Source organism: Allorhodopirellula solitaria, assembly GCF_007859855.1.
Taxonomy (GTDB): Bacteria; Planctomycetota; Planctomycetia; order Pirellulales; family Pirellulaceae; genus Rhodopirellula; species Rhodopirellula solitaria.
The window spans coordinates 42,491-68,269 of the sequence record NZ_SJPK01000019.1 but is presented as its reverse complement, the minus strand read 5'-3'; the positions used below and the strand labels follow the sequence as shown (position 1 = coordinate 68,269).

18 protein-coding genes and 1 pseudogene are annotated in these 25,779 nt (G+C 54.3%); 10 read left to right on the top strand and 9 right to left on the bottom strand.

Annotated elements, in window-relative coordinates; genetic code table 11:
- Positions 1 to 62: 62 nt before the first annotated feature.
- A complete protein-coding gene (locus tag CA85_RS22030) occupies positions 63 to 1,262 on the bottom strand; it encodes a DDE-type integrase/transposase/recombinase (protein ID WP_146393521.1) in 1,200 nt (399 codons plus the stop codon).
- Positions 1,263 to 1,546: 284 nt separating this feature from the next.
- On the bottom strand, positions 1,547 to 2,116 hold the full coding sequence (locus tag CA85_RS22025; protein WP_146393520.1) for a hypothetical protein: 570 nt from the start codon (positions 2,114 to 2,116) through the stop codon (positions 1,547 to 1,549).
- Between the two features lie 269 nt (positions 2,117 to 2,385).
- Between CA85_RS22025 and CA85_RS22020 the strand changes: the two genes are divergently transcribed.
- The 3 genes from CA85_RS22020 to CA85_RS22010 all read left to right on the top strand — a co-directional run bounded on the left by CA85_RS22020 (position 2,386) and on the right by CA85_RS22010 (position 5,722).
- Positions 2,386 to 3,300, top strand: a complete 915-nt coding sequence (locus CA85_RS22020; RefSeq protein WP_146393519.1) for a hypothetical protein — start codon at positions 2,386 to 2,388, stop codon at positions 3,298 to 3,300.
- A 129-nt stretch (positions 3,301 to 3,429) separates the two neighbouring features.
- Positions 3,430 to 4,497 carry a site-specific tyrosine recombinase XerC gene (gene xerC, locus CA85_RS22015; protein ID WP_146393518.1) on the top strand — a complete coding sequence of 356 codons (1,068 nt, stop codon included), beginning with the start codon at positions 3,430 to 3,432 and terminating at the stop codon, positions 4,495 to 4,497.
- Between the two features lie 982 nt (positions 4,498 to 5,479).
- Positions 5,480 to 5,722: a hypothetical protein gene (locus CA85_RS22010; protein ID WP_146393517.1), complete on the top strand. Its 243-nt coding sequence runs from the start codon at positions 5,480 to 5,482 to the stop codon at positions 5,720 to 5,722.
- Positions 5,723 to 6,197: 475 nt separating this feature from the next.
- On the opposite strand, the gene CA85_RS22005 is transcribed toward CA85_RS22010, so the two are convergent.
- The gene (locus CA85_RS22005; RefSeq protein WP_186775132.1) at positions 6,198 to 7,682 is read right to left on the bottom strand and encodes a hypothetical protein; all 1,485 of its coding nucleotides are present in this window, start codon (positions 7,680 to 7,682) and stop codon (positions 6,198 to 6,200) included.
- A gap of 1,241 nt (positions 7,683 to 8,923) precedes the next feature.
- Between CA85_RS22005 and CA85_RS22000 the strand changes: the two genes are divergently transcribed.
- Together CA85_RS22000 and CA85_RS21995 are read left to right on the top strand one after the other, a co-directional pair.
- The gene (locus CA85_RS22000) at positions 8,924 to 9,571 is read left to right on the top strand and encodes a hypothetical protein (RefSeq protein ID WP_146393515.1); all 648 of its coding nucleotides are present in this window, start codon (positions 8,924 to 8,926) and stop codon (positions 9,569 to 9,571) included.
- Positions 9,572 to 10,004: 433 nt separating this feature from the next.
- On the top strand, positions 10,005 to 10,820 hold the full coding sequence (locus tag CA85_RS21995) for a hypothetical protein (RefSeq protein WP_146393514.1): 816 nt from the start codon (positions 10,005 to 10,007) through the stop codon (positions 10,818 to 10,820).
- Positions 10,821 to 10,910: 90 nt separating this feature from the next.
- On the opposite strand, the pseudogene CA85_RS21990 reads toward CA85_RS21995, so the two are convergent.
- Both CA85_RS21990 and CA85_RS21985 read right to left on the bottom strand, forming a co-directional pair.
- A pseudogene (locus CA85_RS21990) lies at positions 10,911 to 12,047 on the bottom strand (ISAs1 family transposase).
- A gap of 410 nt (positions 12,048 to 12,457) precedes the next feature.
- Positions 12,458 to 13,057, bottom strand: coding sequence for a class I SAM-dependent methyltransferase (locus CA85_RS21985; protein ID WP_146393513.1), 600 nt, complete (start codon positions 13,055 to 13,057; stop codon positions 12,458 to 12,460).
- A 355-nt stretch (positions 13,058 to 13,412) separates the two neighbouring features.
- On the opposite strand from CA85_RS21985, the gene rfbB reads away from it, so the two are divergent.
- From rfbB to CA85_RS21960, 4 genes are all read left to right on the top strand, one after another.
- A complete protein-coding gene (gene rfbB / locus CA85_RS21980) occupies positions 13,413 to 14,471 on the top strand; it encodes a dTDP-glucose 4,6-dehydratase (RefSeq protein WP_146393512.1) in 1,059 nt (352 codons plus the stop codon).
- Positions 14,461 to 15,354, top strand: a complete 894-nt coding sequence (gene rfbA / locus CA85_RS21975; protein WP_146393511.1) for a glucose-1-phosphate thymidylyltransferase RfbA — start codon at positions 14,461 to 14,463, stop codon at positions 15,352 to 15,354. Before rfbB ends, rfbA begins: the two co-directional genes overlap by 11 nt.
- Before the next feature lie 157 nt (positions 15,355 to 15,511).
- On the top strand, positions 15,512 to 16,384 hold the full coding sequence (locus CA85_RS21970; protein WP_146393510.1) for a sugar nucleotide-binding protein: 873 nt from the start codon (positions 15,512 to 15,514) through the stop codon (positions 16,382 to 16,384).
- A gap of 250 nt (positions 16,385 to 16,634) precedes the next feature.
- Positions 16,635 to 17,660 carry a glycosyltransferase gene (locus CA85_RS21960; protein ID WP_146393508.1) on the top strand — a complete coding sequence of 342 codons (1,026 nt, stop codon included), beginning with the start codon at positions 16,635 to 16,637 and terminating at the stop codon, positions 17,658 to 17,660.
- Between the two features lie 166 nt (positions 17,661 to 17,826).
- Here CA85_RS21960 and CA85_RS21955 read toward each other — a convergent pair whose 3' ends face one another.
- The 4 genes from CA85_RS21955 to CA85_RS25175 form a co-directional block, all read right to left on the bottom strand.
- The gene (locus CA85_RS21955; RefSeq protein ID WP_146393507.1) at positions 17,827 to 18,015 is read right to left on the bottom strand and encodes a hypothetical protein; all 189 of its coding nucleotides are present in this window, start codon (positions 18,013 to 18,015) and stop codon (positions 17,827 to 17,829) included.
- A 467-nt stretch (positions 18,016 to 18,482) separates the two neighbouring features.
- Positions 18,483 to 18,824: a hypothetical protein gene (locus tag CA85_RS25180; RefSeq protein ID WP_186775131.1), complete on the bottom strand. Its 342-nt coding sequence runs from the start codon at positions 18,822 to 18,824 to the stop codon at positions 18,483 to 18,485.
- On the bottom strand, positions 18,766 to 19,044 hold the full coding sequence (locus CA85_RS26230; protein ID WP_391564936.1) for a glycosyltransferase: 279 nt from the start codon (positions 19,042 to 19,044) through the stop codon (positions 18,766 to 18,768). The genes CA85_RS25180 and CA85_RS26230 overlap by 59 nt, the downstream gene beginning before the upstream one ends.
- Positions 19,045 to 19,482: 438 nt before the next feature.
- Positions 19,483 to 19,956, bottom strand: coding sequence for a hypothetical protein (locus CA85_RS25175; RefSeq protein WP_186775129.1), 474 nt, complete (start codon positions 19,954 to 19,956; stop codon positions 19,483 to 19,485).
- On the opposite strand from CA85_RS25175, the gene CA85_RS21935 reads away from it, so the two are divergent.
- Positions 19,922 to 25,729 (top strand): RHS repeat-associated core domain-containing protein, encoded by a 5,808-nt coding sequence (locus CA85_RS21935; protein WP_146393505.1) that lies wholly within the window; start codon positions 19,922 to 19,924, stop codon positions 25,727 to 25,729. The genes CA85_RS25175 and CA85_RS21935 overlap by 35 nt on opposite strands.
- Positions 25,730 to 25,779: the final 50 nt, after the last annotated feature.

The following is a 25,779-nucleotide window of genomic DNA, read 5'->3' as shown; positions in this document are numbered from 1 at the left end:
AGGGTGAAGGGTGAAGTTTGAAAAGATGAGGCGTGAGGTTTGGTTGGCTAACAGCTAACCAACTACGATTCCGTTCGCCTCAACAGGCCGTTGGCGACGGCATCCAATGGGCGCGCTTTGCCGATCCAGCGACCGCCTTGGTAGACGATCACGGCACCGTCGCGATGACGTTCGTAACGCAAGTCAATCTTGCGACCGCGGAGGTCGATCGGCGTTTCGTAGCGTGTGCCGCGGAAGCTGAACGTGTTGTCTTTTTTGACCTGACGTTCCGCTTCGGCATAGAACAACTCGTCAGTGTCTTCACTGGGTGTGAGAAAACGAATTCGTGAAAGATCGACGCCGAAGCGGTCGATCGGTTTCATGCCCAGGGTTGAGTGAACGGTCGAGTTGTAGTCGCCTTCGACCCATGCACTGAACTGTTTGTTAAGGCTTTCGATCGAAGAGAGATCCAGGTTGCGGATCAAGAACTGGTCACGGACTCGGCGGAAGAAGCGTTCAATTTTCCCTTTCGCTGCCGCGTCGCGCACCGCCGTGTGACGCAGGATGCAGCCTACACGCGCCGCTATCAGCGTGATTTCCTGGCAACAGTAGATCGAGCCGTTATCAACGTAGAGCTGTTCGGGAAGACCGCGTTTGTAAAACGCACAGCGGATTGCCTTGACCATCGAGTCGACGTTCTCTTCAAAGAAGAACTCGCCGTGGCACAGCACACGGCTGGCGTCATCAATGAACGCAATCAGCTTGGCTTGTCGGCCGGCGATGTGCGGCCCGAACATCGTGTCGGCCTGCCAAAGCTGGTTAGCGTACTGCATGCTGAAGGCCCGACGCTGACGGCTCTCGCCGGAGTCCTCTTTGAGGAACTCGTACTTGCCCACCATCCGGCTGAACGTGTTTCGTGCGATTTGGTTTGCGTTGAGCAAGCCTTTCTCGATACAGAAACGATAGATAGCGGTTTTGCCCGGTGTTTTCCCATGAAAATGAGGCAGCGCCGCATTGATCGCTTCGAGAACTTCTTCGGGGGTGACTTTGCGTGTGCGTCCCTTGTCGGACCGTGATTGGTTTTGCATCGCGGTGATGCCGTGATTTTTGTAGCGGTAGTGCCACGTTTGGATGGTTCGCCAGGTGAACTGATGCGGCTTTCCTTCTTCGTCGGTGAATGTCATTTCGGCGACGTTCTTGATGCGTGCGTCACTCGTTTTCCCTTCGGCGATGTCGATCGCTCCGAGGACTTTCATTTTGAGATAGATCGATGGACGTTTCATGCAGACGCTCCGGTGATGAGGGTGAGGACTTCGGTGCCAATGGCAGCGGTCGGAAGTTCGACCGGCATCGAATTTAGAAGCGTCTGGCGGTGACTCAATCGTCGGGTTGTGTTGCTGGGTAGAAATCGAGTTTTCGTCGCGATCCGGTGCGACATCAAATCGGCCCAGTCGGCGTCGGCGGCGCGCCGACCGTGCCGACTTTGCCGGTGGTGGGGCCACCGCGTCAGATCATGGCGCGAGATTTCCGTTGTCTCAGCGGGATGTCCGTCAGAGCAGAACTGCCATCAGATGAAGAAACGCTGTGTCGCGTTCTGGAAGGCGGCGATGGGGTTGCTGGAAGAATCCTGGAAGGCTGCTTTGAGGTGGGCGATGGTCCCTTGGGCAGCGGACTGGGCAGGCGACGGCACTCCGTCTTGATGGACATGCTTGGGCGGCGGCCCGATCGCCGTCAGAGCGGTTCGTATCGCCGCCTGGGCTTGCAGAAATCGTTTCCAGATCCGGTAGGGTGCCGAGTCGCTCAGTGAGCTTTGCAGGTCTCTGAAAGCCTGGGACTTACTTCCCGTCGTAGCGGCTTGTTCAAGAAATTGCCACAGGCTGTCGGTATCGAGGAAGAGTCTTTTGACTTTGTCGGCGATCCAGACACTGAAGGTTCTGCCGCAGCCGCCAGCGTTTGCACGATCGGAGCAGAAGACGCGAATCGCCCGGATGGCTTTTTGCTTGAAGTTCAGCTCGTCATAACCTTTGAGGAATCCATGTCGATTCAGTGCCCCGGTGTGTTTGCAGTGAGGACAGGGCAGGCACTTTAGCAGGGCGAGTCGCCGGTCACGCTGCTCCTTGGAGGCGAAAATCCACACGATACTGCTGAAGTTCCCGAGGCTCTGGATCGAAATGGCAGGGCATCAGCGCCAGCCTACCGGGTTTCAGTTTGGAGCACTGCGCGCATCCAAAGGGGCGGGGTCGAGGCGAGGTACGATTGATTCTTCAGAAAGGCGGGTTGCGAGTTGCGGGTTGCGAGGGCGGGCGAGACTGTACCGAATTAGCGGTGTAACAATCACTGCCACTTGCGACAACAATTCGGCCCAAAACCGGCGGGAAGTGCGACCAAAGCGAGGCCGGTAACATTTTGACGACGACCAGTGACAAAACCGACCCCGAGCTAAAGAATCGCTGCGTGACGCTGGGCGTGTGCGAACACGCCCAGCATACCGAAGCGATCCACCGCCAACAGCGAACGCGCCGCACGCTGGGCGGACGTCAAGTGCAACACGAACGACGTGCTATCCGGGCGTTGCATCAAAACTCGCAGCGTCTGTTACGTCCGCTCACGGTGGTGAACAATTACGCGGAGCAACTGACCTTCCGCAGCGACAAGACCAAGAGCCGCCGCGCCCACGATCATTACCTCACGCTGATCGAATCGGTAACGCTGCTGCATCAGCATCAACGAACCGAAGGCACGTTCACCAACGAGGCGGGCGAACCATGCACGTTCATTGAAACGACGCTCGCAGATATCGAACTGGCCAACCGTCTGGCCGATCACTTCTTAGAACGCTCGTTCGCCGAACTTCCCGAACGCACTCAAATCCTCCTGGAACAACTCATCGGTGGGCTTCGCAGTCTCTGCGAGTTCCAAGGCATCGAACTGCATGAACAACGCTTCTCGCGCAAGGACGTCCGACGATGGGGAACGTTCGGTGACACGCAGTTGAAAGAACATCTGGCGCGGCTGGTCGATTACGAATACCTGCGCGTCGAAGCCGGTGGCGGCAAAGGCCGAGTGGTCGAGTACACGCTGTCTTACGATCCCGACCACGATCAAACCACGTCAATCAACTCCGGCCTGATCGACGTCAAACATCTACGAAGCCCCGACAACTCCCAACCGACCCCCGACAACTCAGCCGCAAAGTCGGTAGAAGTCGGGGAGAAAACGGAAGAAGTCGCCCCCGCCGAAAACCGATCGACTCGGCAAAAGACGCCACTTCCGCCAAGTAGTCGGGAAAACGACGAAAACGAGCAAGCGGACGCCGCTTAGCTCCTCGTCGTAACTGCACCCCAAACTGTCAACTCGATCACGGCTTCTGGTTCTTCAAAGAATCAGAAGCCGTTGTCGTTCCCGCTCCCGCTGACGTCCGTTCCGATCCTTCCTTCTGTGGAGAAAACCATGTCCAAGAAACGCCAACGCAAACCAATTCAACCCGTCGATGATGCCACTGACAAACACGGCTTCCAGCACTTCATCAACATCCATGTTGAAGACTTGCGAACCCGCAACTACTCGGAGCTAACCATCGACAACCGATCCAAGTACGTTCGTCGCTTCGCGCTGTGGTGCCTGGCTCGCGGCATCTCAAGACCCAATGAAATCACCAAGCCAATCTTGGAACGGTTCCAACGTCACCTGTTCCATCATCGCACCGAGCAAGACAAACCGCTGTCGTTCCGATCGCAGTACACGCACCTCTCAAGTCTGCGCGCCTGGTTCAAATGGCTGGCCCGAAAAAACTACTTGCTGTTCAATCCGGCCAGTGAACTCGACTTACCCAAGCTCGGCCATCGACTCCCTAAAGCGATCCTAACGGCCAATGAAGCCGAGCAAGTCCTATCGCAACCCAATATCACGCAACCGCTTGGCATCCGTGATCGGGCCATCTTAGAAACGCTGTACTCAACGGGAATCCGACGCAGTGAACTGGCTTCACTGCAGATCGAAGACGTTGACAGTGAACGTCGAACGCTGATGATCCGTGAGGGCAAGGGAAAAAAAGATCGAGTCATTCCGATCGGTCGCCGCGCTCTGTCGTGGATCACGGTCTACATCGAATCAGCGCGGAATGAACTCTTGATGAACATGAGTGAACGAACGCTGTTCATCACCAACGACGGCGGGCCAATCAACCCCGACTCGCTGACTGAATACGTCCGCCGTTACATCGAGTCTTCTGGCGTCGGCAAGAAAGGATCATGTCACTTGTTCCGCCATACGATGGCAACGCTGATGCTCGAACACGGTGCCGATATCCGTTACATCCAAGCGATGCTTGGTCATGCGAAACTGACAACGACGGAAATCTACACTCAAGTCCCGATCCGAAAACTTCAACAGATCCACGAGCTGACCCATCCGGCCGACCACGACCGAGAGGAACCCGACCCCGACGACTTGAAAGCCAACAGCGACGACGACAGCGACCCTGACGACGATCCTGCTGGTTCACCCGCGCGCGTCTAAATCAAAGCGCCCACGCCCGCGCCATCGCGCTGAATAAAACTTCTTCTTTAGCTGCTATTAGCTGCTATTAGCTGCTCGATCCACCGCCCGCTGCGTCATGACGGTGGGTGGACGGGCAGCTAAAGAAAAAACTTTTTGGCTTCGTAGTTGCCCCCACCGCCGCGTCATCGGTTACAATCAGAGGCGTGAAAACCGCATCTACGATCCGCCGCCCGAACCTGAAAAACCGCACTCGCGCACGCGCGAGAGTGGAGCGCTGTCGATCGCGCCGAGCTTCGTGCGAAACGACCGCAAAACGCACTAGCAAACCGGCTTGCGTTTACGAAAGTTGCCGACGATTGGAGTCTTGCTCCAGAGATCCCATCGGGTATGTGGGGAGTGAGTGGAGCCTGTACGAGTATGTAAGCTCGGTGCCAATTCAATATATGGACCCCATGGGTTTACAAACCTTTGGCGATGGACCGCCGCCAGGCATGGGCTCGCCACCCATGGATTGGCATTTGCCGCCGCCGAAAACAATTTATGACGTGCGTCCACCGCTTCCACCGCCAAAGAAAGGTGGGATTCCACCTTTTAAGCCGACGAACGTAACTTGCACGTGCAATAGCACCGGACCATGGGGGCTGAAGAAAACTGTTACGGTACCGTGTGCTGGGAACATCGAAGATTGTTGCCGCGATGCGTGCGCGGACGTGGGACCAGACTGGTACAATCCGGATGGAGGGTTTGAAATTGACGGGGCAGAATCGTACAAACCGCCGACTACGTGTGAGCTGTTTAGAGATTGCAGTGCAAGCGAATGCCGCGACCAGTGCACGCGTGTAGCTGGCTCAATAGGCACTCTTGGATTCTCGGCGTGCGCGGCATTCCCACCGGGCACTGGCCGCATAGCTTGTTTCATGGATGTCGGGACAGCAATAGCGACGTATACTGCTGGGTGTGTTGCAGGATGTGAACGTTGTATAAAGGAATGATTGCTCCCATGATCCGAAATGGCGTATGGCCAATCGCAATGGTATTACTTGCCGTTGTTGGTCAAATGCAGGTGGTGCTGTACCCGAGTAGTTTGATCTATTTAAGCTTCTGGAACATGGGCGTTGGTATGCTAGGAGTCATGCTGATGTTCAATCGGGATCCACTACTGGTAGGATTCGTTAAGAAGATGACAATGGCGTTGATTTTTCTTTGCATGCTCCTCCCACTGCTATTTTATGGCTTTTTTTAAAAAGCGGATAAGAGTAAGGGAACCATCTAATGAACTATCTAATGGGTCTAGTCTCTTAGATGAGGAATCCAGACACTGCACCGGAGTGAAACGAGGCCACCGCAAGGTGGCCTTTCTCATTGGAGAAATCAAAGGTATCGGACACCGATTAACCAGTGATTGCACTGGAGTTGAGTATTGAAACGGTAGCCGATAGGCTGCCGTTTTTTATTGGCGGACACGAAGTCCGCCACACCTGCGGCACGAAGCCGCCCAGGCGTTGGTTCTTCCGGCAAGCGAAGCGGACGCACCGACGCACACGAAGTGCGTCGCGGCTGTTTCGGCTGGATGTTGCCGACCGAATTGCGGTCGTAGTTTTTGCTGAATTGTGACTGTAGGGATTTGGAGCTTCAAATGGTCCTTTTGCCGAATTGTTGAGGATTTTGGAGAGCGTGTTTGTGGGCTGTGCGATGGGAGCGACCGAGTCAACCCCCGCTCATGTTCGAGAAATGTTGAGACTGGCTGGAGGAGCGAGCAACTGCCTCTCTGAGCCATTCGCAAGAAGTCTTTTGATCAATTGCTCGTGTTCAGTGATTGCCTGTTCCAGTTCCGGCGGGATATCACCGATTGCATTAGCCGCATCCGCCAAATCCTCTTGTTCGCAACCAATTCTGATTCGCCCATCTGCGATGACGCCAATCGGATCTCCCCAACCTCGTTTCCCGGTCGTCGGTAGAAGCTCATAGGCATCTAAAGCTCGATTGAATTTCCGGTGGGTTCTCGACGGATCTACGATATCGTAGTAGGAGATGCCAATCAATTTATGCGCCGGCACGATCTCGGTGATTTCGTTGAGCCAACGAGCATGGCTGAGGAGATAGGTGAGTGTTGCTCTTTCCCAGCCCGTGTCTTTTAACGAACGCCAGATGACCATTGGATGTCGGTGCAGCAGATAGACTGTATCGACTCGTTCTGATAAGAACCTCGCGCCACCGACGTGCTCTCGATGAAGTACTTTGTCAATCGTCGGCAACCAAAGTGGCTTCGAGACGCGCACTTTTTCGTCGATTATCTTAATCGCGTTTTGAACGCCTCGCTCATGAGAAATATTTGTGTGAGTCTCTCCTGCATACCTTCCATAACCCATCGAACTCAATAGGTGCCCCAGCAGCGTAGAACCACTTCGCATCACACCTAAAATCACGTCAAACGGTGGTCTGTGCATCGTATCGCTCTCAGGCCGAAGAGCCAGTCGTGCGTAGTGTTCTAACGAAGGCGAAGCATGAGCGTCTGTCTCTACTTTGTGCTTTGGCTTTCCGCGAAAGTGCCCAAACCGAAGCCGCTTGCTATCAGCGATCTCAACTTTTCCGTGGCGATCCGAAGCATGAATAGCGTGAACGCGCGACCAATTTTGAATCAATTGAGGACGAACAAATAGCTTTTGATTGAATTCGACATTTCCATAGTGACGATGCACCGCACTCATTGGGCGGCAGCTTCCGTTCTGCCAGCGAGTCTCAAAGACTCGTTGATGAACTTCAAGGACGGCTACATCAGTTGGCACTTCATCGAAGACACTCAGATCACCGACAAGCAGTTCATCCACATCAAAAAAACCGAGCCAGTCCACATCACTGATCGCACGATTTAGAACGCTACTCGCCGCTTGTTTCTGAACAGTACCGACTCCCTTCGGATTCGCGGACACTCGCTCAAACGAAATGCTCAGCCCAAAGTCGCGTCGAGCGTCTTCCAGGATATTCTCAAGACATTGGTCGATGTCATCGTTGCTCAGGTCTAACCGATAATCCGCCTCCGGTTGTTTTTTCCAATATTTTTCTCCGTTGTTTCCGAAGCGTTGATCCAGAACGACATGTCCTATGGAAAAAATCCAGAAATGTCTGAAACCGCGAGCGGCGTAGTGACGCAGCCATTCCCGCAAATGCCCTAGCTCCATCCTCGGGAGGATGACAGTGAGCATCCCTAAGCGACATCGAGATAGTCGATCGCACCCAAACGGCATCTTAGCTGGACTGACTTTCATTCTCGCGCAAGCCTCTGGAGCAACAGGACAGTTGGGATTCGAGTATCTGCTAAATTGAACAAAGACGACGCGGCACCTCATAGGAAGCGAGACTCGCAAACCAATCGTACCACACAAGCAGGCTGTAGCTGACGTGTTGGCGTCCGAAAGAATCGCAAGCAGTGGCACGGGCACTTCGCCGGTGAGAATGTCCTGCCTACCAGACCGCTCGGCGGCTTCGAGATCATTGCCGACTTCAAGTGCGATGCGTTCGATCGTATTGGTTGACACAGGATGCCCAACGACGTTCTTTATCACGATTACGGCTCGCATGAGCAAGCGATTCAATCTGGTCACAAATCGTAACACCTGGCCGCTGCTCGGTGGCCGGAATCTGAGCACCAACGCCAGCAGCATCCCCGATTATCTCTGCCAATTTTTCTCCGACGCCCCTTGTCTCGAATCCATGTGCGACTTTGAAAGACTACCGGATCAAAACAAATCCCCGTATCTTGCGGAAGATACCCCGGATTTCCTATCGGCGTTCTTACACTGATCCGTGACGCCACAATAGCTGACATGGAATCCTCTCAATGACGAGTGGGCGAGTCCATCTTTACGAACCCGATCCCACGTGCTACCCTGATCGTTGCACAAAGGGCGTAGAGAAAATGGTCTGGGTTCGCGACGCGGTAGCATGGACGATCGAATTTTTACAATAGAGTTACCAGATCGCAAACAACCAGTCTCCCACCGATGGCGGTGGCAGTTGAATTCCATCGCTAAGCACTGAGGCCTGCTTCGCACCAGCACGACATGCTTTAGTCAAGTAGCGAGTGATAGAGCAACTTGATTTTCGTGATGATTTGAGGAATGAAGGACAACTCATTTGCTGAGTGCTGCGATTGCCTATGATCACGCAAAACCTGGGACAAACTTTTCCGATGATGCTTTTTCAGTCTTGCAAAGATTTGGTGATCTCGATGACCCAAAATCGACCGTTGACCGCCACCATCGACTCAACATGTTGATTGTCATTTGCACCCCATCCGTGATCGCTGGAACGGGCGGCCCTTCTGCGGTTAGAACGTCTGTTGAGAACAGCCTGGAATCGCTCAAAAGATGCTTGGAGCTGGCGCAACGGAACTCTCATGCGGCATGAGATAAGGAAGCCACAGTGTTCGGGAGTTACAGTGGAAATGAATCAAATCATTGGAGAAATGCGAAAGCCGAACGTATCACCTATCGCGGTAGTTGGCCTGTATCGATCGGGATCAAGTGCCTTAGCCGGTGTGTTGCATCGCCTTGGCGTCTACATGGGCGTGCAGTTTTGGGGGAACCACTATGAGGAAGTTAGACTTGCTGAGAGACTTCGTGAGTTTTGGCATGAGCCGCAGCTCATTCCAACTTGCAATCGTAACGAACGGGTCACGTTCCTGAAGGAATGGTTGCTAGATCAGTGCGGCTCGGGACGATCGAACGTCGGCGCCAAGCATCCTCTGCTTTCGTTGTCGTGCCCCGAGTTAGAAGAGGCATGGGGACCAAGGACTAAATTCATTTGGTCATGGCGTGAACTGGATCAATCAATTGACTCGATCGTTCGTGCCCGATGGAACTGGGAATCTCCTGATCGCATTCAGCGAACTCTCTGGAATTCGCTAGAGGAGGCGAGTCAAGACTATTCGCTTTATCGCGTTGGATATTCGAAAATGCTGACTTCGCCGGAAGCCACTATCCTTAGTCTCGTAGAGCACCTAGAGCTCAAATGCGACAGACGTATGATCGACGATGCCATTTCCTTTATCGAATCGCATTCCGCATCCCAAAAATCTCGGAGAATTGTGTGAGGTGGTGCCAAAATTTGGTGTGCGCGCGATTCTTATGTTCGACCGATGTGGTTTGTTTCTTTCGCTTCTGCTTGAGACTTGTTCTGCAAGCGCCCTGCTCCAGAAGTCTGGTCTCGCAACCCGGTACGAACTTAAAACGCGATTTCGCGCGTTTTGAGCGACGGCGGCTCGCGTGGTCATAAAACACGACATCCGAGCCGCAGTGCATCGACTCCACGCTTCAGTGACTTCGAACGCTCGTAGCTAACTCGTTGACCTTCGCTTCGCGACTGCCCAGACACTCCCTAACTTCCAAATCGCACTTTTCGCCGACACTGACTTGCGTGGCCGCTTGGCTATAGCAATCAATACTCCGCTAACGCAGTTCCGTAGATAACACTCTTTTTGTATCCGAGGTTTGCATAAATTTATGTCAACGATCAATATAATCACCGTGCACACCTCGCAAAAATGGATGAAGATACAGAAACGCTTCTTTGACAAAAATACCACCCATAAAATCAACTGGCACGTTGTCGTAAAGAATCGCGAAGATAAGCTGATGGCAGAAAGCATCTTTGCTTGCAAACCACTACTGGTTGAAAAGAAATGCAAATGGGGAAGCATGGATCATTCTTTGAGCATCAGGGCCATGCACGAGAGCATATCTGGTTTCTTAGATAATGATGACGTCTTATTGATTATAGACTCTGATGCTTTTCCTATCGCAAATATTGATTCCTTAATAGCATGCATTGTTGAGGACATCGAAAATATCTATGGCATCCAGAGAACAGACAATGGAGATTACTATTGTCATCCTGCCTTTATCATGCTGAAGCAAAAGACTGTGCGGTATCTCAGCGGATTTTTGCCAAATGATTCTAAGTCAGTATGGCTTCCATATGGCGTTCGCAACAGATACATGCCTCATAAAAAAGATGCTGTAGGATGCTTGACGTACTGCATCGATAGAGCGAACTTAAGATGGTCCCCTCTACTTAGGACTAATGTTCTTGATGTGATGCCAGTATTATTTGGTGTGTACGGCAACTTGATTTATCATCATGGCTGTGGAAGCAGGCATCCTACCGTCGATGTGCATCGGGTTGCCTTGGGCTACTCCGCAAGCGATGAGGTTATGGCGAAAGAAATGACCGAAATTTACAGGAAAATTAGCGACAATGTCTTCAGTAGGATACTGTCTGACGATACGTTTTTTGAAGTTCTCATTACAGACAGGGAATTCACACCATTGCATATAAATTAGATGTTTCACAGAATTAATGATATTTTAGACCTTAAAAACATAGCATGCTCGGAACTGCGTTGGCCCACGACTCACGGCCATCGCACCAAATTATTCACCGAACATGAGTTTTTGAAGGAAATCGGTGTTCCATCCCGCACGTTTCCGCTTGCCCTTCAAACTTGTCTTGGAAGTGTCTTGCTTCAGTAGGCTGATGACGAACTTCTTTGTGAAACTCATGTTTTCAACCGCGTGCCCGGTGCGGATCCGGCTGGCATCTTCGCCAAAAACGACATCCAGTATCCAGTGCATACTTTCGATGCCCCAATGCTTTCGGACCGACTGCGAGAACTCACCAACCTTCGGTGCTCGGCTGCTGATGTAATAGCGGGTTTCGCTGGTTTCCTTCTCGCCATTGGTCGTGACGTTGATCGCCTGACCAATGCTTTGGATCCCTGGCCACGCTCTCGTCAACGCCTTCATCGATTCAGGAACCGATGCCACACAATAGCTTCTCATTTCCTCACGGCCATGCCCTTTTTCGCGGACAGTCTTCGATCGAAATCCCGACTCCAACAGACCCGCTTCATAGGCGTCCAAGAACGCTTGCTCAATGGCGGCAGCAAGCTTCGGGTGATTGTCCTTGACTGCAAATGTGAAGTCGCCGCCGCCTTCGATCACCTTCTTTGCAATGGCTTTTTGGCAGCCCATCGCATCGAGCGTGACGATCGTTCCCTTGAGTTCCATCATATCAAGTAATTGCGGAACCGCTGTGATCTCATTGGACTTTGAATCGACCGCGACTTGCCCCAGCGTGATTCCATAATCCGATGCCCAAGCACTGACGATGTGAATTGCGTTGGACTTCTCCGCATCGGTATACGAACCACGAGCGGTTTTGCCATCGATCGGAACCACAATGGGCGAATCGCCATCAGGAATCCTTCGCAGTTCACTGAGCCAAGCAAGAAGTGCCTTTTGAAACTCCGCTGGTTTGATGATCGACAGGATTCGACCAATCGTGTCATGTGACGGGATGCCACAAGGTAACTCAATGAACTGCTCCAACCAGTCTTGTCATTCCTTTCCAAAGTCTTCGATCTCCGCAGGCCCGTCGGCTCCAGAGATGACCGCCGCTACCACAAGAAACAGCACTGAATTGAGTGGGTGATAGCTGCGTCCTTGCACACGCGGATCCGAGACAATCTCGAAGCAAGATTCAAACGAAACCAGTTGATCGACAGCCATTGCAAAACCCATCCGTGCAGCGTGAAACAAAAATCCTAACACCGCAATCTTTCGCACCTACTGTGGACTCAGACAAGCCCCACGCCAATACTATCCGTAGATTTGATGCGATGGCCGTGGCCCACGACTGACGGACACATGATTTTTTTCAAAAATCGCTCTGGAGATTCGAGTGTCAGAAAAATAAAAACAGAAACGACGGGCGTTCACCGCTGAGTTGAAGCAGAGCGCGAACGACTTCATTGTCAAACAACGTTATCTCTCGCTGTGGCACTCGATTCGTTAAGCCGCAAAGTTGTTAGCTGGTCGATGTCCGAGAGCATGGCAACACCGATGATCGTGGGCCTACACAGATAATAAATAATAAAAGTCAGAAGCGTAGATCTTCGGGTTCTCGAACTGTTCTCTCATCAGTTCTGCGACAGCAGGTAGCGAATCTTAAATTCGGCTACGGAAATCACGTTAAGCCACGCGTGTTTGCACCGTTGGAAATTTTCAAACGCAAGCTCTTCTTTCGGCTGGAATACCGGTTGCTCAGCCGGTTTAATGAGACCACAGCCCCAGTCCGTGTCGACAACGCATACCTCGATTTCCCGATTGCCCCGCGCGCGCACCAAAGCCCTCCAGCAGTCCCCGGTCCAGGCTTTCGTTTCTCTAGGCACCCGCTGCTGCAGTTCCGTGACGGGCATCATGTCATGGCAGACAATGATCCCTCCCTCAGATAGCCACAGCAGACTGTTCTCGATGTCCCTGTAAACCTGGTCCGCGTGATGCAGCCCGTCGATGAAGACAATGTCGAAACAACGTTCGTTAACCGCGAAGAACTCGTCAGATGTGGTTGCGTGAATGCTACCAGTCATTGCGTGCCGCGGAGGGGGCGTTGGATCAACACCAGTTTTGTCGTCACATCGCACGTCTTGGTAATTGCACCCTGAACCGAGACCGATTTCCAGATACGACTGGTAATTATACTGCAAAATCAGCGAATTAATAATCGTCGTTCGGTTCAATCGCTCGCCCTCGAGTAAGCCCGCAATGCACTGAATGAAATCGCCCTCGCAATCCCAGGGTAGTCTTCGATATTGTTCCTCTGGGACCCAAGTCGGCCCGCGCGATGAATCGCTCGCCAGGACAAGTGTATCAGTATCCACGCACTCACCGGCACGTCAACCCAGTCCGGTATTCTTGACAATTTGATGCGAAATCGAGTCGCCGAAATTTCTCTCAACACGCCTGCGTGGCGGACAAAGCGATGGAATCAGATTGCAAACGCTAGCAGCGTAACGCGATTCAGCTAGCATTGACTCCACCGTCCGGCATTTTTTTCGCAGGCGCATGCTGGCAAGATCCACTAGTGAAGAACCAATGAAAACCATTCTTGTTACCGGCGGCGCCGGATTCATCGGCAGTTGCTTCGTTCGCGACGTACTTGAATCGGATACAGTGCGAGTCGTTAACTTCGATGCGTTAACCTACGCGGGTAATCGCGAATCGATTCCGGCAGACAGCGACCGACATGTTTTTGTACGGGGCGACATTGCCGACCGTGACACGGTGACGCAGGTGTTCGAGCAGTACGTTCCCGACGCGGTGGTTCATTTTGCTGCTGAATCGCATGTGGACCGCTCCATTGACGGTCCCGATCAGTTTATTCGGACCAATATCAACGGAACCTATGAACTCCTCACTGCCGCTCGCCAGCACTTCAGTGGCCTCGCGGGGGACGCCAAAGCTCAGTTCCGGTTTCTGCACGTGTCCACCGACGAAGTTTACGGGGCGGTGGGCGCGAAAGGATATTTTACGGAAACGACCGCCTATGCGCCCAGCTCGCCCTATTCTGCCTCGAAAGCGTCCAGCGACATGCTCGTCCGAGCATGGCACCACACCTTTGGATTGCCGACGTTGATCACCAACTGCAGCAACAATTATGGACCATACCAGTTTCCTGAAAAGCTGATACCGCTGATGACGCTCAATGCCATCGCGGGTAAGCCGCTCCCCGTCTACGGCAATGGGCTGAATGTTCGCGATTGGCTGTACGTGAGCGACCACTGTGATGCGATTCAGACGGTATTGAAATCGGGTCACGTGGGCGAAACGTACAACATTGGTGGGAATTGCGAACGCACTAACCTCGACATTGTCCACACGATCTGCCGTACCGTCAATGAACTGTGTTCCTACCTGCCTCATGACTGCAGGTCGTTGATCACCCACGTACCCGATCGACCAGGTCACGATCATCGCTACGCAATCGACGCCAGCAAGATCCGTGATAAATTAGGCTGGCGGCCTGCACGAACCTTTGAAATCGCGATTCGCGACACAATCCAGTGGTACCTTGATAACCCGGCCTGGACTGATCACATGCTCAGTGGAGCGTACCGGATGGAACGCCTTGGTGGAGCCAGCAATGGGAAATGAACTCGACAGAATCAATCGCAAAGGCATCATTCTGGCTGGTGGCTCGGGCTCGCGGTTGCACCCGATCACTAAAGGAATCAGCAAGCAACTGATTCCGGTCTACGACAAGCCGATGGTGTATTATCCCCTGTCGACATTGATGCTAGCGGGCATTCGGGAAATTCTGCTGATCTCCACGCCGCACGATCTACCGGGCTTTCAACGCCTGCTCGGCGACGGCAGCGATTGGGGGATCGAATTGTCGTATGCCGAGCAGCCCAGCCCTGATGGACTGGCTCAAGCCTTCATCATCGGCGAGAATTTCATCGGCGATAGTTCGGTCGCGATGATACTGGGCGATAATATCTTCTACGGGCAAGGTTTCAGCATCCAGCTCCAGCAGGTCTCCGCGCGTCCAACCGGCGCGACGATCTTCGGATACAAGGTCCGTGACCCTGGGCGATACGGAATCGTCGAGACTGATGCCAGCGGTAATGCCATCTCGCTCGAAGAAAAACCTGCCCGGCCAAGATCAAACTTCGCAATTCCAGGCCTGTACTTCTATGGCAACGACGTCGTCCAAATCGCACATTCGCTCAAACCCTCGGCGCGAAGGGAACTGGAGATTACCGATGTCAATCGAATTTACCTCAAGCGGAATCAGCTTTCCGTTGAGCGGCTCAGTCGCGGTTTCGCATGGCTCGATACGGGGACCTTAGATTCGTTGTTGGACGCCTGTAATTTTGTCGCTGCGATCGAAAAGCGTCAGGGGCTCAAGATCGGCTGTCTCGAAGAAGTCGCCTGGCGGATGGCGTTCATCGAGGACACGCGACTGCGAGACCTCGCTGAGGGGATGAAAAACGAATACGGAGTCTATCTGCTCGGGATCTTAGCAGCGAATTGAAAGTTTGCTGCTCAATGAGTCCAGGCTCGGTGGTCGTCGCGTCAGCGAGGCCGAGCGAATCGCTGGAGTTGAATCTAGCGTCTTTCATCCGTTAGTATTTCTATGGAACGTGACGCGTCTTGAAACTTCTCAGCTTCACCCTGCTCATTGGATCAATATGCGATTCGTACTTCTCGGTTTTTCGGGTTATGTTGGCTCGGAGTTTGCGAGGCAGATTATCGCGTGGGGCCATCAACTAATCCCCCTCAACCGTGATCAATGCGATCTCCACTCCGCCGATGCGATCTCGCGATTTCTTCGGGAGGTTTCGGCAGACGCGATGATCAACTGCGCGGGCTACACGGGCAAACCCAACGTTGATGCGTGTGAGAGCGATAAAGTAAATTGCTTGGCAGGAAACGCGGTACTGCCTAGCATTGTCGCTACGGCGTGCCAGCGTACTGCGGTGCCGTGGGGACACGTTTCGTCTGGCTGTATCTATAGAGGGCGACGCCAGGACGGTCGGGGGTTTTGTGAAATCGACCCACCCAATTTCAGTTTCCGTCAGAATAACTGCAGTTTTTACTCGGGAACGAAAGCGATGGGCGAAGAGTTGTTGGCGGATTTTGACGGTGGTTACATTTGGCGGCTGCGTATTCCATTCTCGCGTATCGATTCGTCGCGGAATTACCTGTCGAAACTGATGCGATACAACATGCTCTTGGAGGCCGAGAACAGTCTGTCGCACCTGACGGAATTTGCTAATGCGGCGATCAGATCTTTCGAGCTTCAGGTTCCTTTTGGCATCTACAACCTGACCAACCCTGGGAGTGTTACTACGTCGGAGGTGGTAGCGATGATTCGTGAGGCGGGAATTTCCAACAAGGACTTCCGTTTCTTCGATAGCGAAGAGCAGTTTATGCAGTTGGCCGCAAAAACACCGAGATCGAATTGTGTGCTCGATAGTGCCAAGGCTGTTGCAGCCGGCCTCAACCTTTCCCCAGTACGCGAAGCATTGCGAGCCTCGCTATTGGATTGGAAGTCAGGATAGTTCAATCAACCATGCGGAACCTGGCGGCGTGCCACGAGCCAAATCAATTTTCTGGCGTCGCGTCGGTGTGTCAACAGCGACCGCCGTATCACGTTTCTCGACGCTGGCATATCCAAAATCGAACTGGCGACTTAGGATTGCGGTTTGGAATGGGCGTGTCACGTCAGTGGCGACGTGGCATGCACCCTGAGGCGGTGTCAGAGGCCCATCTTGCACAAAGAGTCTCACCGCAGAAGATAGGGAGAGGTCGTTGATTGATGAAATTTGCGTAATTGGGTTTCCATCGCGGCTAGGTGGGGCTGACACGGAACTGGATCATCAGATTTACGTTTGGCAGAAGCTGGGCGTGAAGGTTCACCTGGTTCATACCGGTCCGATGGACCACAATTGCCACCTGATGGGGATGAGCGAACGCGGATGCATTGTCCACGAGCCGTGCGACTGGAGCGTGTGTGCGGGAAAGCACGTCATTTCGTATTGCAATGCGGGATTCTTAGATAACCTCGATGCGATCCGCTCGCGCGCCAAATCGACCACCTTCGTCAACTGCATGACGTGGTTATTTGAAAAGGAAAAAGCGATGCACGCCCGTGGCATGATCGACTTCTTTCTATACCAAACGGACCACGCCATGGAAAAGGTGTCGACAGAGCTGAGATCGATCAACGACACTTACCGGCCGGTAAAGGTGCGTCCACATTTTCACTTGGATGCCTTCCCGTTTATCGAACATCGCGATGAAAACACGTTTCGATTCGCTCGTCTTTCTCGCGCCGATCCAGGGAAATTTCATCCTGCCCAGTTGTGGATTTATGAAACCATGGTGGCGCCCGTGTTGAAAAGTGGGATCATGCTGGGCGTTGACGCGGGAGTTCGTGCAAAAATTGGTCAAGAACCGGACTGGATTCGCGCCTATCCGCCAGGAGAGTTGACTCCGCAGACGGTCTATGGACAGTCTCATTGCATCATCCAGGCAACTGAGACGTACGAAAACCTTCCGCGTGTGGGCTTCGAAGCGATGGCGAGTGGATGCCTGCTGATCGTGGACGATCGAGGTGGTTGGCGTGAATTGGTTCAGCATGGCAAGACTGGATTCCTCTGCTCGGACCAACGCGAGTTTGTCTACTACGCATCGCGAGCCGCCTACGAACTCGACGAGCGGAACGCGATGATCCGTGAAGCCCGCAAATGGCTCGCGGCGCACTGGTCGATGGAGTCAACGTTGGGTGACTGGAAAAACTTTTTCCGGGGATTGGCGGCGTATTCCGGTGCATGATTCATGGAACAGGGAAGTGGGAAATCATCTTGACTGTGCGTATTTTAGTCTCGATCGAGCTGGGGATTCCGACAGGTTTTCAGGAAAACTTCCGCTGCAGCCAACCGCATCGGTTGACTCTGCCGCTTCAGCGTCCTCGTAATGAGCGTTATTCGAATGATCCGTGCTACAACAATGAGATCTGATTGATGAGTTCTTGCCCTTCATCAAGCGAAGCTTGATGAAGGTTTTGCGGCTGGCGGCGGATTTTCTCAGCGCGCAACTTCCACCGCCCCAGCGACGCTGGTGGCGAATTTTGGTGGGTGAGTTGCTCATCGTCGAGTGGCTTTTTTGGGTTGGGCGTTGGCGGCGGCATCAGTGCATTCAGACACTGACTTCGTTGAAGTGATGCCCGTCAGCAACGAAGTGGGCGACGGATGTTTGAATCAATCAACAACAGCACATCGACCGATGGCCGATAGCTCAACAAGCGATACACCAAGGACCGACTGCGGCGGATGTCAATCTCACCAAAGACAGTCTCAGATCACCGCGAGCCGCTTGACTCTCTCATTGAGTTGGTGGCCCGTTATTGAATGCGATAGTGAGCAAGCGAACCGGTGGAACCCAGTCGCCCCGGTCGTCTTTTATCTGTGCATCCGATGGCGTGCAAACTGATTCGTGCTCATTGAGAGATGCCAGTTGACTTGCCGGTGCTCGTTTATCTCACAGGCGATGCGTCTTCTGCACAAGTGTCCCGAAACAGCAGCCGTGAATTAAAACGCTGTTTTGCGGAAAAACGCCCCCCATTAGCTTTAGCGTTTGACACTGCTCCTTCATGCCTCAACAATGGCAGCCAGTCAATCCTTCCGCATGACGCAAGAGTCGATCGATGAGTAGCAGTAGCAGTTTTTCGACTGGATCATCGTCTTCGAGTAGCTCTCCTTCAACGAGCAGCTCATCCTCCAGCGGCTCGCTCAGTTCTTCTTCATCGAGTTCGTACTCGAGCTCTTCTTCGGGTGGTGGCTCTTCGAGCAGTTCAACAGGATCCTCATCGTCCAGTAGCTCGCTCAGTTCTTCGTCTTCGAGTGGGGGCTCGTCAAGCAGTTCATGGCCGTCGAGTTCATCATCCAGTCCTTGGCAAGGCCCAGGACCCTTGGCGGGACAACATTTCGGACACTGCATCTGAGAATCTCCACGGCAGATAAACGTCATCGTCGTCCCATACGGCAATGACCTCCCCCTCGGCGAGCTTGATACAAGCATTGCGTTTCTCGCCCAGTGTTGCATACCGCTGAGACTGATTGACGACGCGCACCTGCGGATGGTCAAAGCGAAAAATCTGTCCGTCACAATCGTTCAGGATGATGAGCTCTTTTTGCGGATAGTCTTGAGCCAAAAACATCGCAACGGATTCGCTGACTAACTCAGGGCGTCCAAACGTTGGCATGATTGCCGACACCACTGGTTTGATACCCGTGGACAGGCATGCAGCCACTTTCTGAGAATCCGACAGCTCCGAAATTGGCGAGAGAGAGTGGTCAGTCTGTCGTGGTTGCATGCTAAGAACACGAAATGGCACGGACGCGATATTGGCTCAGGGATCACGAGGGCAATGAGCAACGGTGCCCCTGTGCCTGCTTTATACGGCAGGGCTTCGCCACGTCGAGCCAGAAGGGCGTCTACTCTCGCAGTCGCCAAGCCGGGTGTCAATCTCACCAGAGACAGTCTTAGGTCACCGCGAGCCGCGTGGCTATCTCGTTAAGTTGGTGGCCCGTTATTGAATGCGATTCTCACAGGCGATGCGTCTTCTGCACAAGTGTCCCGAAGCAGCAGTCGTGAATTAAAACGCTATTTTGCGGAAAAACGCACCCCCCATTAGCTTTATCGCTTGACACCGCTCCTTAACGCCTTGACACTGGCTGCGAACCAAGCCTTCCGCATGATGCAAGAGTCGATCGATGAGTTCCAGCAGCAGTAGCAGTTTTTCGAGTTCCAGTAGTTCTTCATCTGGATCATCGTCTTCGAGTAGCTCTCCTTCAACGAGCAGCTCATCCTCGAGCGGTTCGCTCAGTTCTTCTTCATCGAGTTCGTACTCGAGCTCTTCTTCGGGTGGTGGCTCTTCGAGCAGTTCAACAGGATCCTCATCGTCCAGTAGCTCGCTCAGCTCTTCGTCTTCGAGCGGGGGCTCGTCAAGCAGTTCATGGCCGTCGAGTTCATCATCCAGTCCCTGGCAAGGCCCAGGACCCTTGCCCGATCCGACTCCGCCTGAAACCTGCGATTTGCCAGCCGAAGGCAGCGATAAAGAGGGGTGCAAAAAATGCAATGAGGAAGGCGGAGGAGTCGATTCAACCAGCGAGCGTCCTGTCCGATACTTCAACGGCGAATTGCAACTGGCTGTCACGGATCTGCAGGCGTTTGGAGCCGGTGGCCCTTGGGCACAGCGACGCCAGTACAGCAATCAACTCCAGGGTCAGAACGAAGTGGGACTGGGCTATAATTGGATCGTCGAAGCGTGGCCCTACCTACTGAAGGGACCAGACGGGACGATCGCGTTTGTTCGCAGTACCCGCAATGCGATGTGGTTTGACCGCGTCGAATCCGGTGGTGACGTCTCGTTCGTAGCACGCTACGGCGGTAAATCCACACTGACGCACGACTGCGATTCGCGTCGATACGTCCTCACGCAGCCCTCCGGTGAGATTTGGTTCTTCAAGGACTTTGGTGACGAACCCTGCGGCTCAACATCATCCTCGAGCGATTCGGGTACCCAGCCGCTGCCAGGTCAGTTGACCAGCATGATCGACGTATCAGGGCAGCAGACCGATGTGGTTGCCTACTCTGCCTCGGGGCGGATCCAGACGATTCAGCGTGAAACGGTTGTGGGCAGCGACACCACCACGACTCAATTTGAATATGAATTCAACGGCATGGGGCTCACCACCTCGGTGACCTACCGCCGCCAGGTCAACACGGACGGCTGGGTCAACATCCGCCGCGTGACGTACGAATACTACGATGGCTCGAACAGCTTCGGCTCTTCGGGTGACCTGATGCGTGTGCGTATTCAGGTGCCTTCGGGGGCGACGTGGGTCAATGTCAAGCAGAGCTACTATCGCTACTACAAAACGGGTGACGCCAAAGGTTTTCAGCATGGCTTGCGATATGTCGTCGAGCCCGACGGTTACGAAGACCTGCTGGCTGATTCGCTCGATCCAACCACGGTCAGCAACGGAGTGCTCCTGCAATACGCCAAGTACTGCTTTGAGTATGATGCGCAGCACCGAGTGACCAAGGAGATCGTTGATCGCGGTTCATTGACGTATGGATTCGCTTACGAGCAGAGTCTGAACGCCGATGGCTACAACCACTGGAGCCGCAAGACCACCGAGACGCGTCCGGGTGGTTCGGTCAATACGGTTTACACCAACTTCATCGGGCAGGGCCTGCTCAGTGTGCTCACCTCCGGTGCAGACCAATGGCTGACCGCTGATAAGTATGATGACGCGGGGCGCCTCATCGAGACTGCTTCGCCTTCGGCTGTCGTCAGCTACGATCCGGGTGAAGCGGACCTGGGGATCGTACTTCGATCCACCGAGGGTCTCATCAAGCTGCGCAGCTACTACGCGACCACGGGGAGTGGTGCCGCTACCGGTTACCTAGAGTCAGCATCGCTGAAGAAGGGTAGCAGCGGCACGCCGGTGCTGCAAAGCGAACTGGAATACACCGAACGAACAGGCGGCGGGGCCACGATCTACCCGATCGCTAAGCAGAGCCAGTTCCGTGACGATGCGGGCACCGATCGACTTGATACGACCTACGCTTATGAGTGGTACGCCGACACGGTCCAAGTCAAGCAGCGAACGGTCACGCTGCCAGTAGTGACAACAGCCCAGAACGGTCCCAATACCGCGACCACTCAAAAGCAGTTTTATGACGAACGGGGTAACCTGACGTGGTCGATGGACGCCCGCGGGTTCATCACGCGAATGTTCTACGATCAAGTTCTCGGAGCGATGCTGCAGCGAATTAACGATGCCGACACCTCACTGCTCTCCGGCGTGCCAGCGGGCTGGAGCACACCGAGCGGCGGTGGTGGTGGAAAACACTTGATTTCTGATTACGAGATCGATTCACGGGGGCGCACCACCCAGCAACTGGGCCCTGTCCATACGATCGACATCGGCGGCACGGCCACTGCGGTGCGACGTGCTCACTGGACAGTTTACAAAGATGCTGAGCACGCGACCTGGACCGCCAGCGGCTACGCCACCGGAACGGCACCTGCTTACACCTACACGCTGATCAACCCGGTCAACATCCAGCAACGGGATGCACGCGGGAATATTCTGGAGCAGATCCAAGTGCCGCGAGGATCAACTTCCGGTCGTTTGCAGCCCACCGATACGTTCTCGCAAGCGTCGTTCACGAGCTGGACGACTTGGCAGTACACGGATTGCTGCTTGGTCTCGTCGACACGTGTCTATCACACCATCCCGGCCTCTGGCGAAGGATCCAGTGGGACCAACTACGACCAGACAACCTACGGCTACGATAGCCAGAAGCGGCAGAACCTGCAGATTTCGCCCGGCGGCACGATCAGCCAACGTGTTTACGATATTCGCGACAACGTCATCGCGATCTTCGTGGGCACCAATGACACTGGGTCCACCGAGTCCGACCCAACCGGCGGCGGTGCCTCGGGCAATAACATGGTGCACGTCAGCGGATTTGTCTTCGACAACGGCAATGACGGGGGCGACAACAACCTGACCAGCCAGATCGCTTACGTCGATGGCGTCAACACCCGCACCACCGCATACACCTATGACTGGCGCAATCGACGGGTGGACACCAACGGGGAGCTCGATGCCTTTGGTCGGGTTACCTATGACAACCTGAACCGGGTGATCCAGTCCGACCGCTACGACACTTCCGCCAGCGGTAATCTGGTCTCCCGAAATGTGACCAAGTACGACAACCTGGGACGGGTTTACCAGTCCATCGGCTATGCAGTCGATCCCAACACGGGCACGGTCGGCAACCCGATCACCAGCAATACCTGGTTCGATGCGGTCGGCAACCCGGTCAAATCCATGCCGGGAGGTTCGAGCCGCTTTACCAAACAAGTCTTTGACAGCACGGGCTGGATGGTCCACTCGTATACCGGCTATGGCAACGACACGACCTATGCCGACGCCTTGAACGTCACCGGCGACGTGATCCTCTCGCAAACGGACATGGCTTACGACGATGCGGGAAATTCGATCCAATCCACCACACGGCAGCGCTACCACAATGCTGCGGCTGCCCAGACCGGTGAGTTGGGCTCGCCCTCGGCGACGCCGAATGCACGTGTTCAGTACTCAGCGAGCTACCCGGACGCCGTGGGCCGCATGATCGCCTCGGCCGAGTATGGAACCAACGGTGGCACGGCCCTGACCCGTTCGGCCACGATTCCCGCCAGTAGCGATACGGTCCTCGTCTCCCGGCAAGTCTACGATAACGCGGGTCGACTGCGCGACAGTATCGACCCTGCCGGCAAGATTTCGCGGACAATTTACGATGCGGCCAGTCGCCAGAGCGATACGATCGATAACGTGGTCGATCCACCCGCCAGTTCGAGCACCGGCACTGCCTGCACGGCCTCGGACGATCAAAACCAAACCGTGCAGTTCACCTACACACCCGATGGTGATCTCAAAACACTCACCGCCGTCAACGCCTCCACCGGCAATCAGGTGACGCAGTACATCTACGGGACCACACTCTCAGACAGCGCGATCGCCTCGAGCAGCCTGCTGCGTCGAGAGATCTACCCGGATTCGACGGGCACGTCCGATAGCGTCAGCTACACGTATAACCGCCAGTCGCAGCGGACCAGCCTCACGGATCAAAACGGTACGACACGCCAGTACGACTTCGATGCCCTCGGTCGTCAGACGCAAGACCGGGTGACGACCTTGGGCGCAGGCGTCGACGGAACCATTCGCCGCGTGGAGCAAACCTACGATGTTCGCGGGAATGTCTCGGCGGTGACTTGCTATAATAATGCATCGGTCGGCAGCGGCTCGATCGAGAATCAAATCACCCGGCAGTTCGATGGGTTCGGACAAGTGACGAAAACATTCCAGTCGCACAGCGGCGCGGTCAACCCCGCCTCGACACCCAGCGTGGGACGGTCGTACACCAACGGCAGTGGCAACGTGCTGCGTCCCACCGCGACGCTCTATCCCAACGGGCGAGAAGTCACGCTCGACTACGGCAGCAGTGGATCGATCACCGATAAAATGAACCAGGTGTCCAGCCTGATCGATGATGATGCGACCGTCTTGGCCGCCTACAACTACCTGGGCCTCTCTACGTTCGTCCAACAGGACAGCGCGCAGGCAGACCTGCGTTACACGCTGATCTCGCCAACCCTGTCGACGGACCCCGACACTGGTGATATCTACAGCGGTCTGGACCGCTTCGGTCGGGTAAAAGACGTTCGCTGGCGAGATGTCTCGGCAGGCACCGACCTGTCCCGAATTGAATACGGCTACGACCGGGCCAGTAACCGCGCGTGGCGAGAAAACCCGTCGGATCCCAACCGGGAGCACGACTGGCTGTACGCATACGACGGACTCAACCGCCTGCAGTCCGCTCAACGTGGCCAGCTTAATGGCACGCACAGCGCGATCACTTCGCTCGACGCCGCCCAATGCTGGACGCTCGATCCGACGGGTAACTGGAAAGAATTCCGGCAGGACGAGAACGGCGACGGTACCTGGGATTTCAATCAGACGCGGACTGCGAACGAAGTCAACGAGATTACGGACATCAGCAACACGCCAAGCGACATCTGGGCGACACCCGTTTACGACAGGAACGGGAACACGACGACCAACCCCCGCCCTGATCTTGGCACCGACGCGACAATGACGGCGACGTTTGACGCCTGGAACCGAATGACGAAGCTGGTTGATGACGCGACTTCGAACGTTCTCCTAGAAAATCAGTTCGATGGTCGCAACTTCCGCGTCGCTGCCAAGGAGTACACCTCGGGAACACTCGCTCGGACGCGTGAGTACTACTTCACCGACGCCTGGCAGTGTGTCGAGGAACACGTCGATACGTCGAACACGCCACGTCGCCAATACGTGTGGGGGATGCGGTACATCGACGATCTCGTGCTGCGTGACCGCGACATCTCACCCTCGGGTGGACTCTTGACCGAGCGACTGTACTATCTGGCCGATGCGAACTGGAACACGACCGCGGTGGTGAGCGATTCGGGTAGCGTTCAGGAACGCTACGAGTATGACCCGTACGGTAACCTGAGCATCTTCGCGGCCAACTTCACGCCGCGAGCTGTTAGCACCTTTGGGGTTCACTACACTTATACTAGCCGCGAGTGGACGCCGGATGCCGGGCTGTACTACTTCAGGAACCGCTGGTACGACGCGCAACTGGGTAGGTTTAGCTCCAGAGACCCTATCGGGTACAGAGGCGGTTCCTGTGATTTGTATCAGTATGTTTCTTCAAATCCACTGAGAAGGACTGACCCAAGTGGAAAGCAGTGGACCGAGCCACAAACCGGCATCCCAATCCCGGTTATCAACGAGTTCTTTAAGTATTGCCCAATCGCTTTTGGTGGAGGGCGGCAGCCCCCCCGGCGAACGGAAAAAGAATGCTGCGATCAGGCCTTTAACAGCGGACTTGCCGGAACGGATCAAGGTGGCATTGTTTGCTGTGATGGTCGGACAGTGTCCTGTGCTTGGAAACAAAATATTCCACGCATTATCACGATGCCGATTGTCCAGCAAATTCGCGTCGACTGTATCAAGGCGCACGAGAACGACCATGTCCCTGGAGCAGTTAATTGCAAAACAGGCTCGAATGTGACCGAGCTAAAGCGAGGTGGGGTTCATCGGTGGAATTTGAATAAATCGGAGTGCAGTGCATATCGTGTTGAGTTGCATTGCCTCCAGAGTAATATCCGCAGATGCGGAGGGAACGCAATTTGCGAGTCAGAGATTGAGGCGCGGATTCAGGAGGTATGGGATCTAATCGATGAACATTGCTATGGTTTTTTCTCCGTGTATTAACTGGTGTCAACCTCGTTCGCTTTCGAGTGGATCGGGCGCAAAGGTGCTTA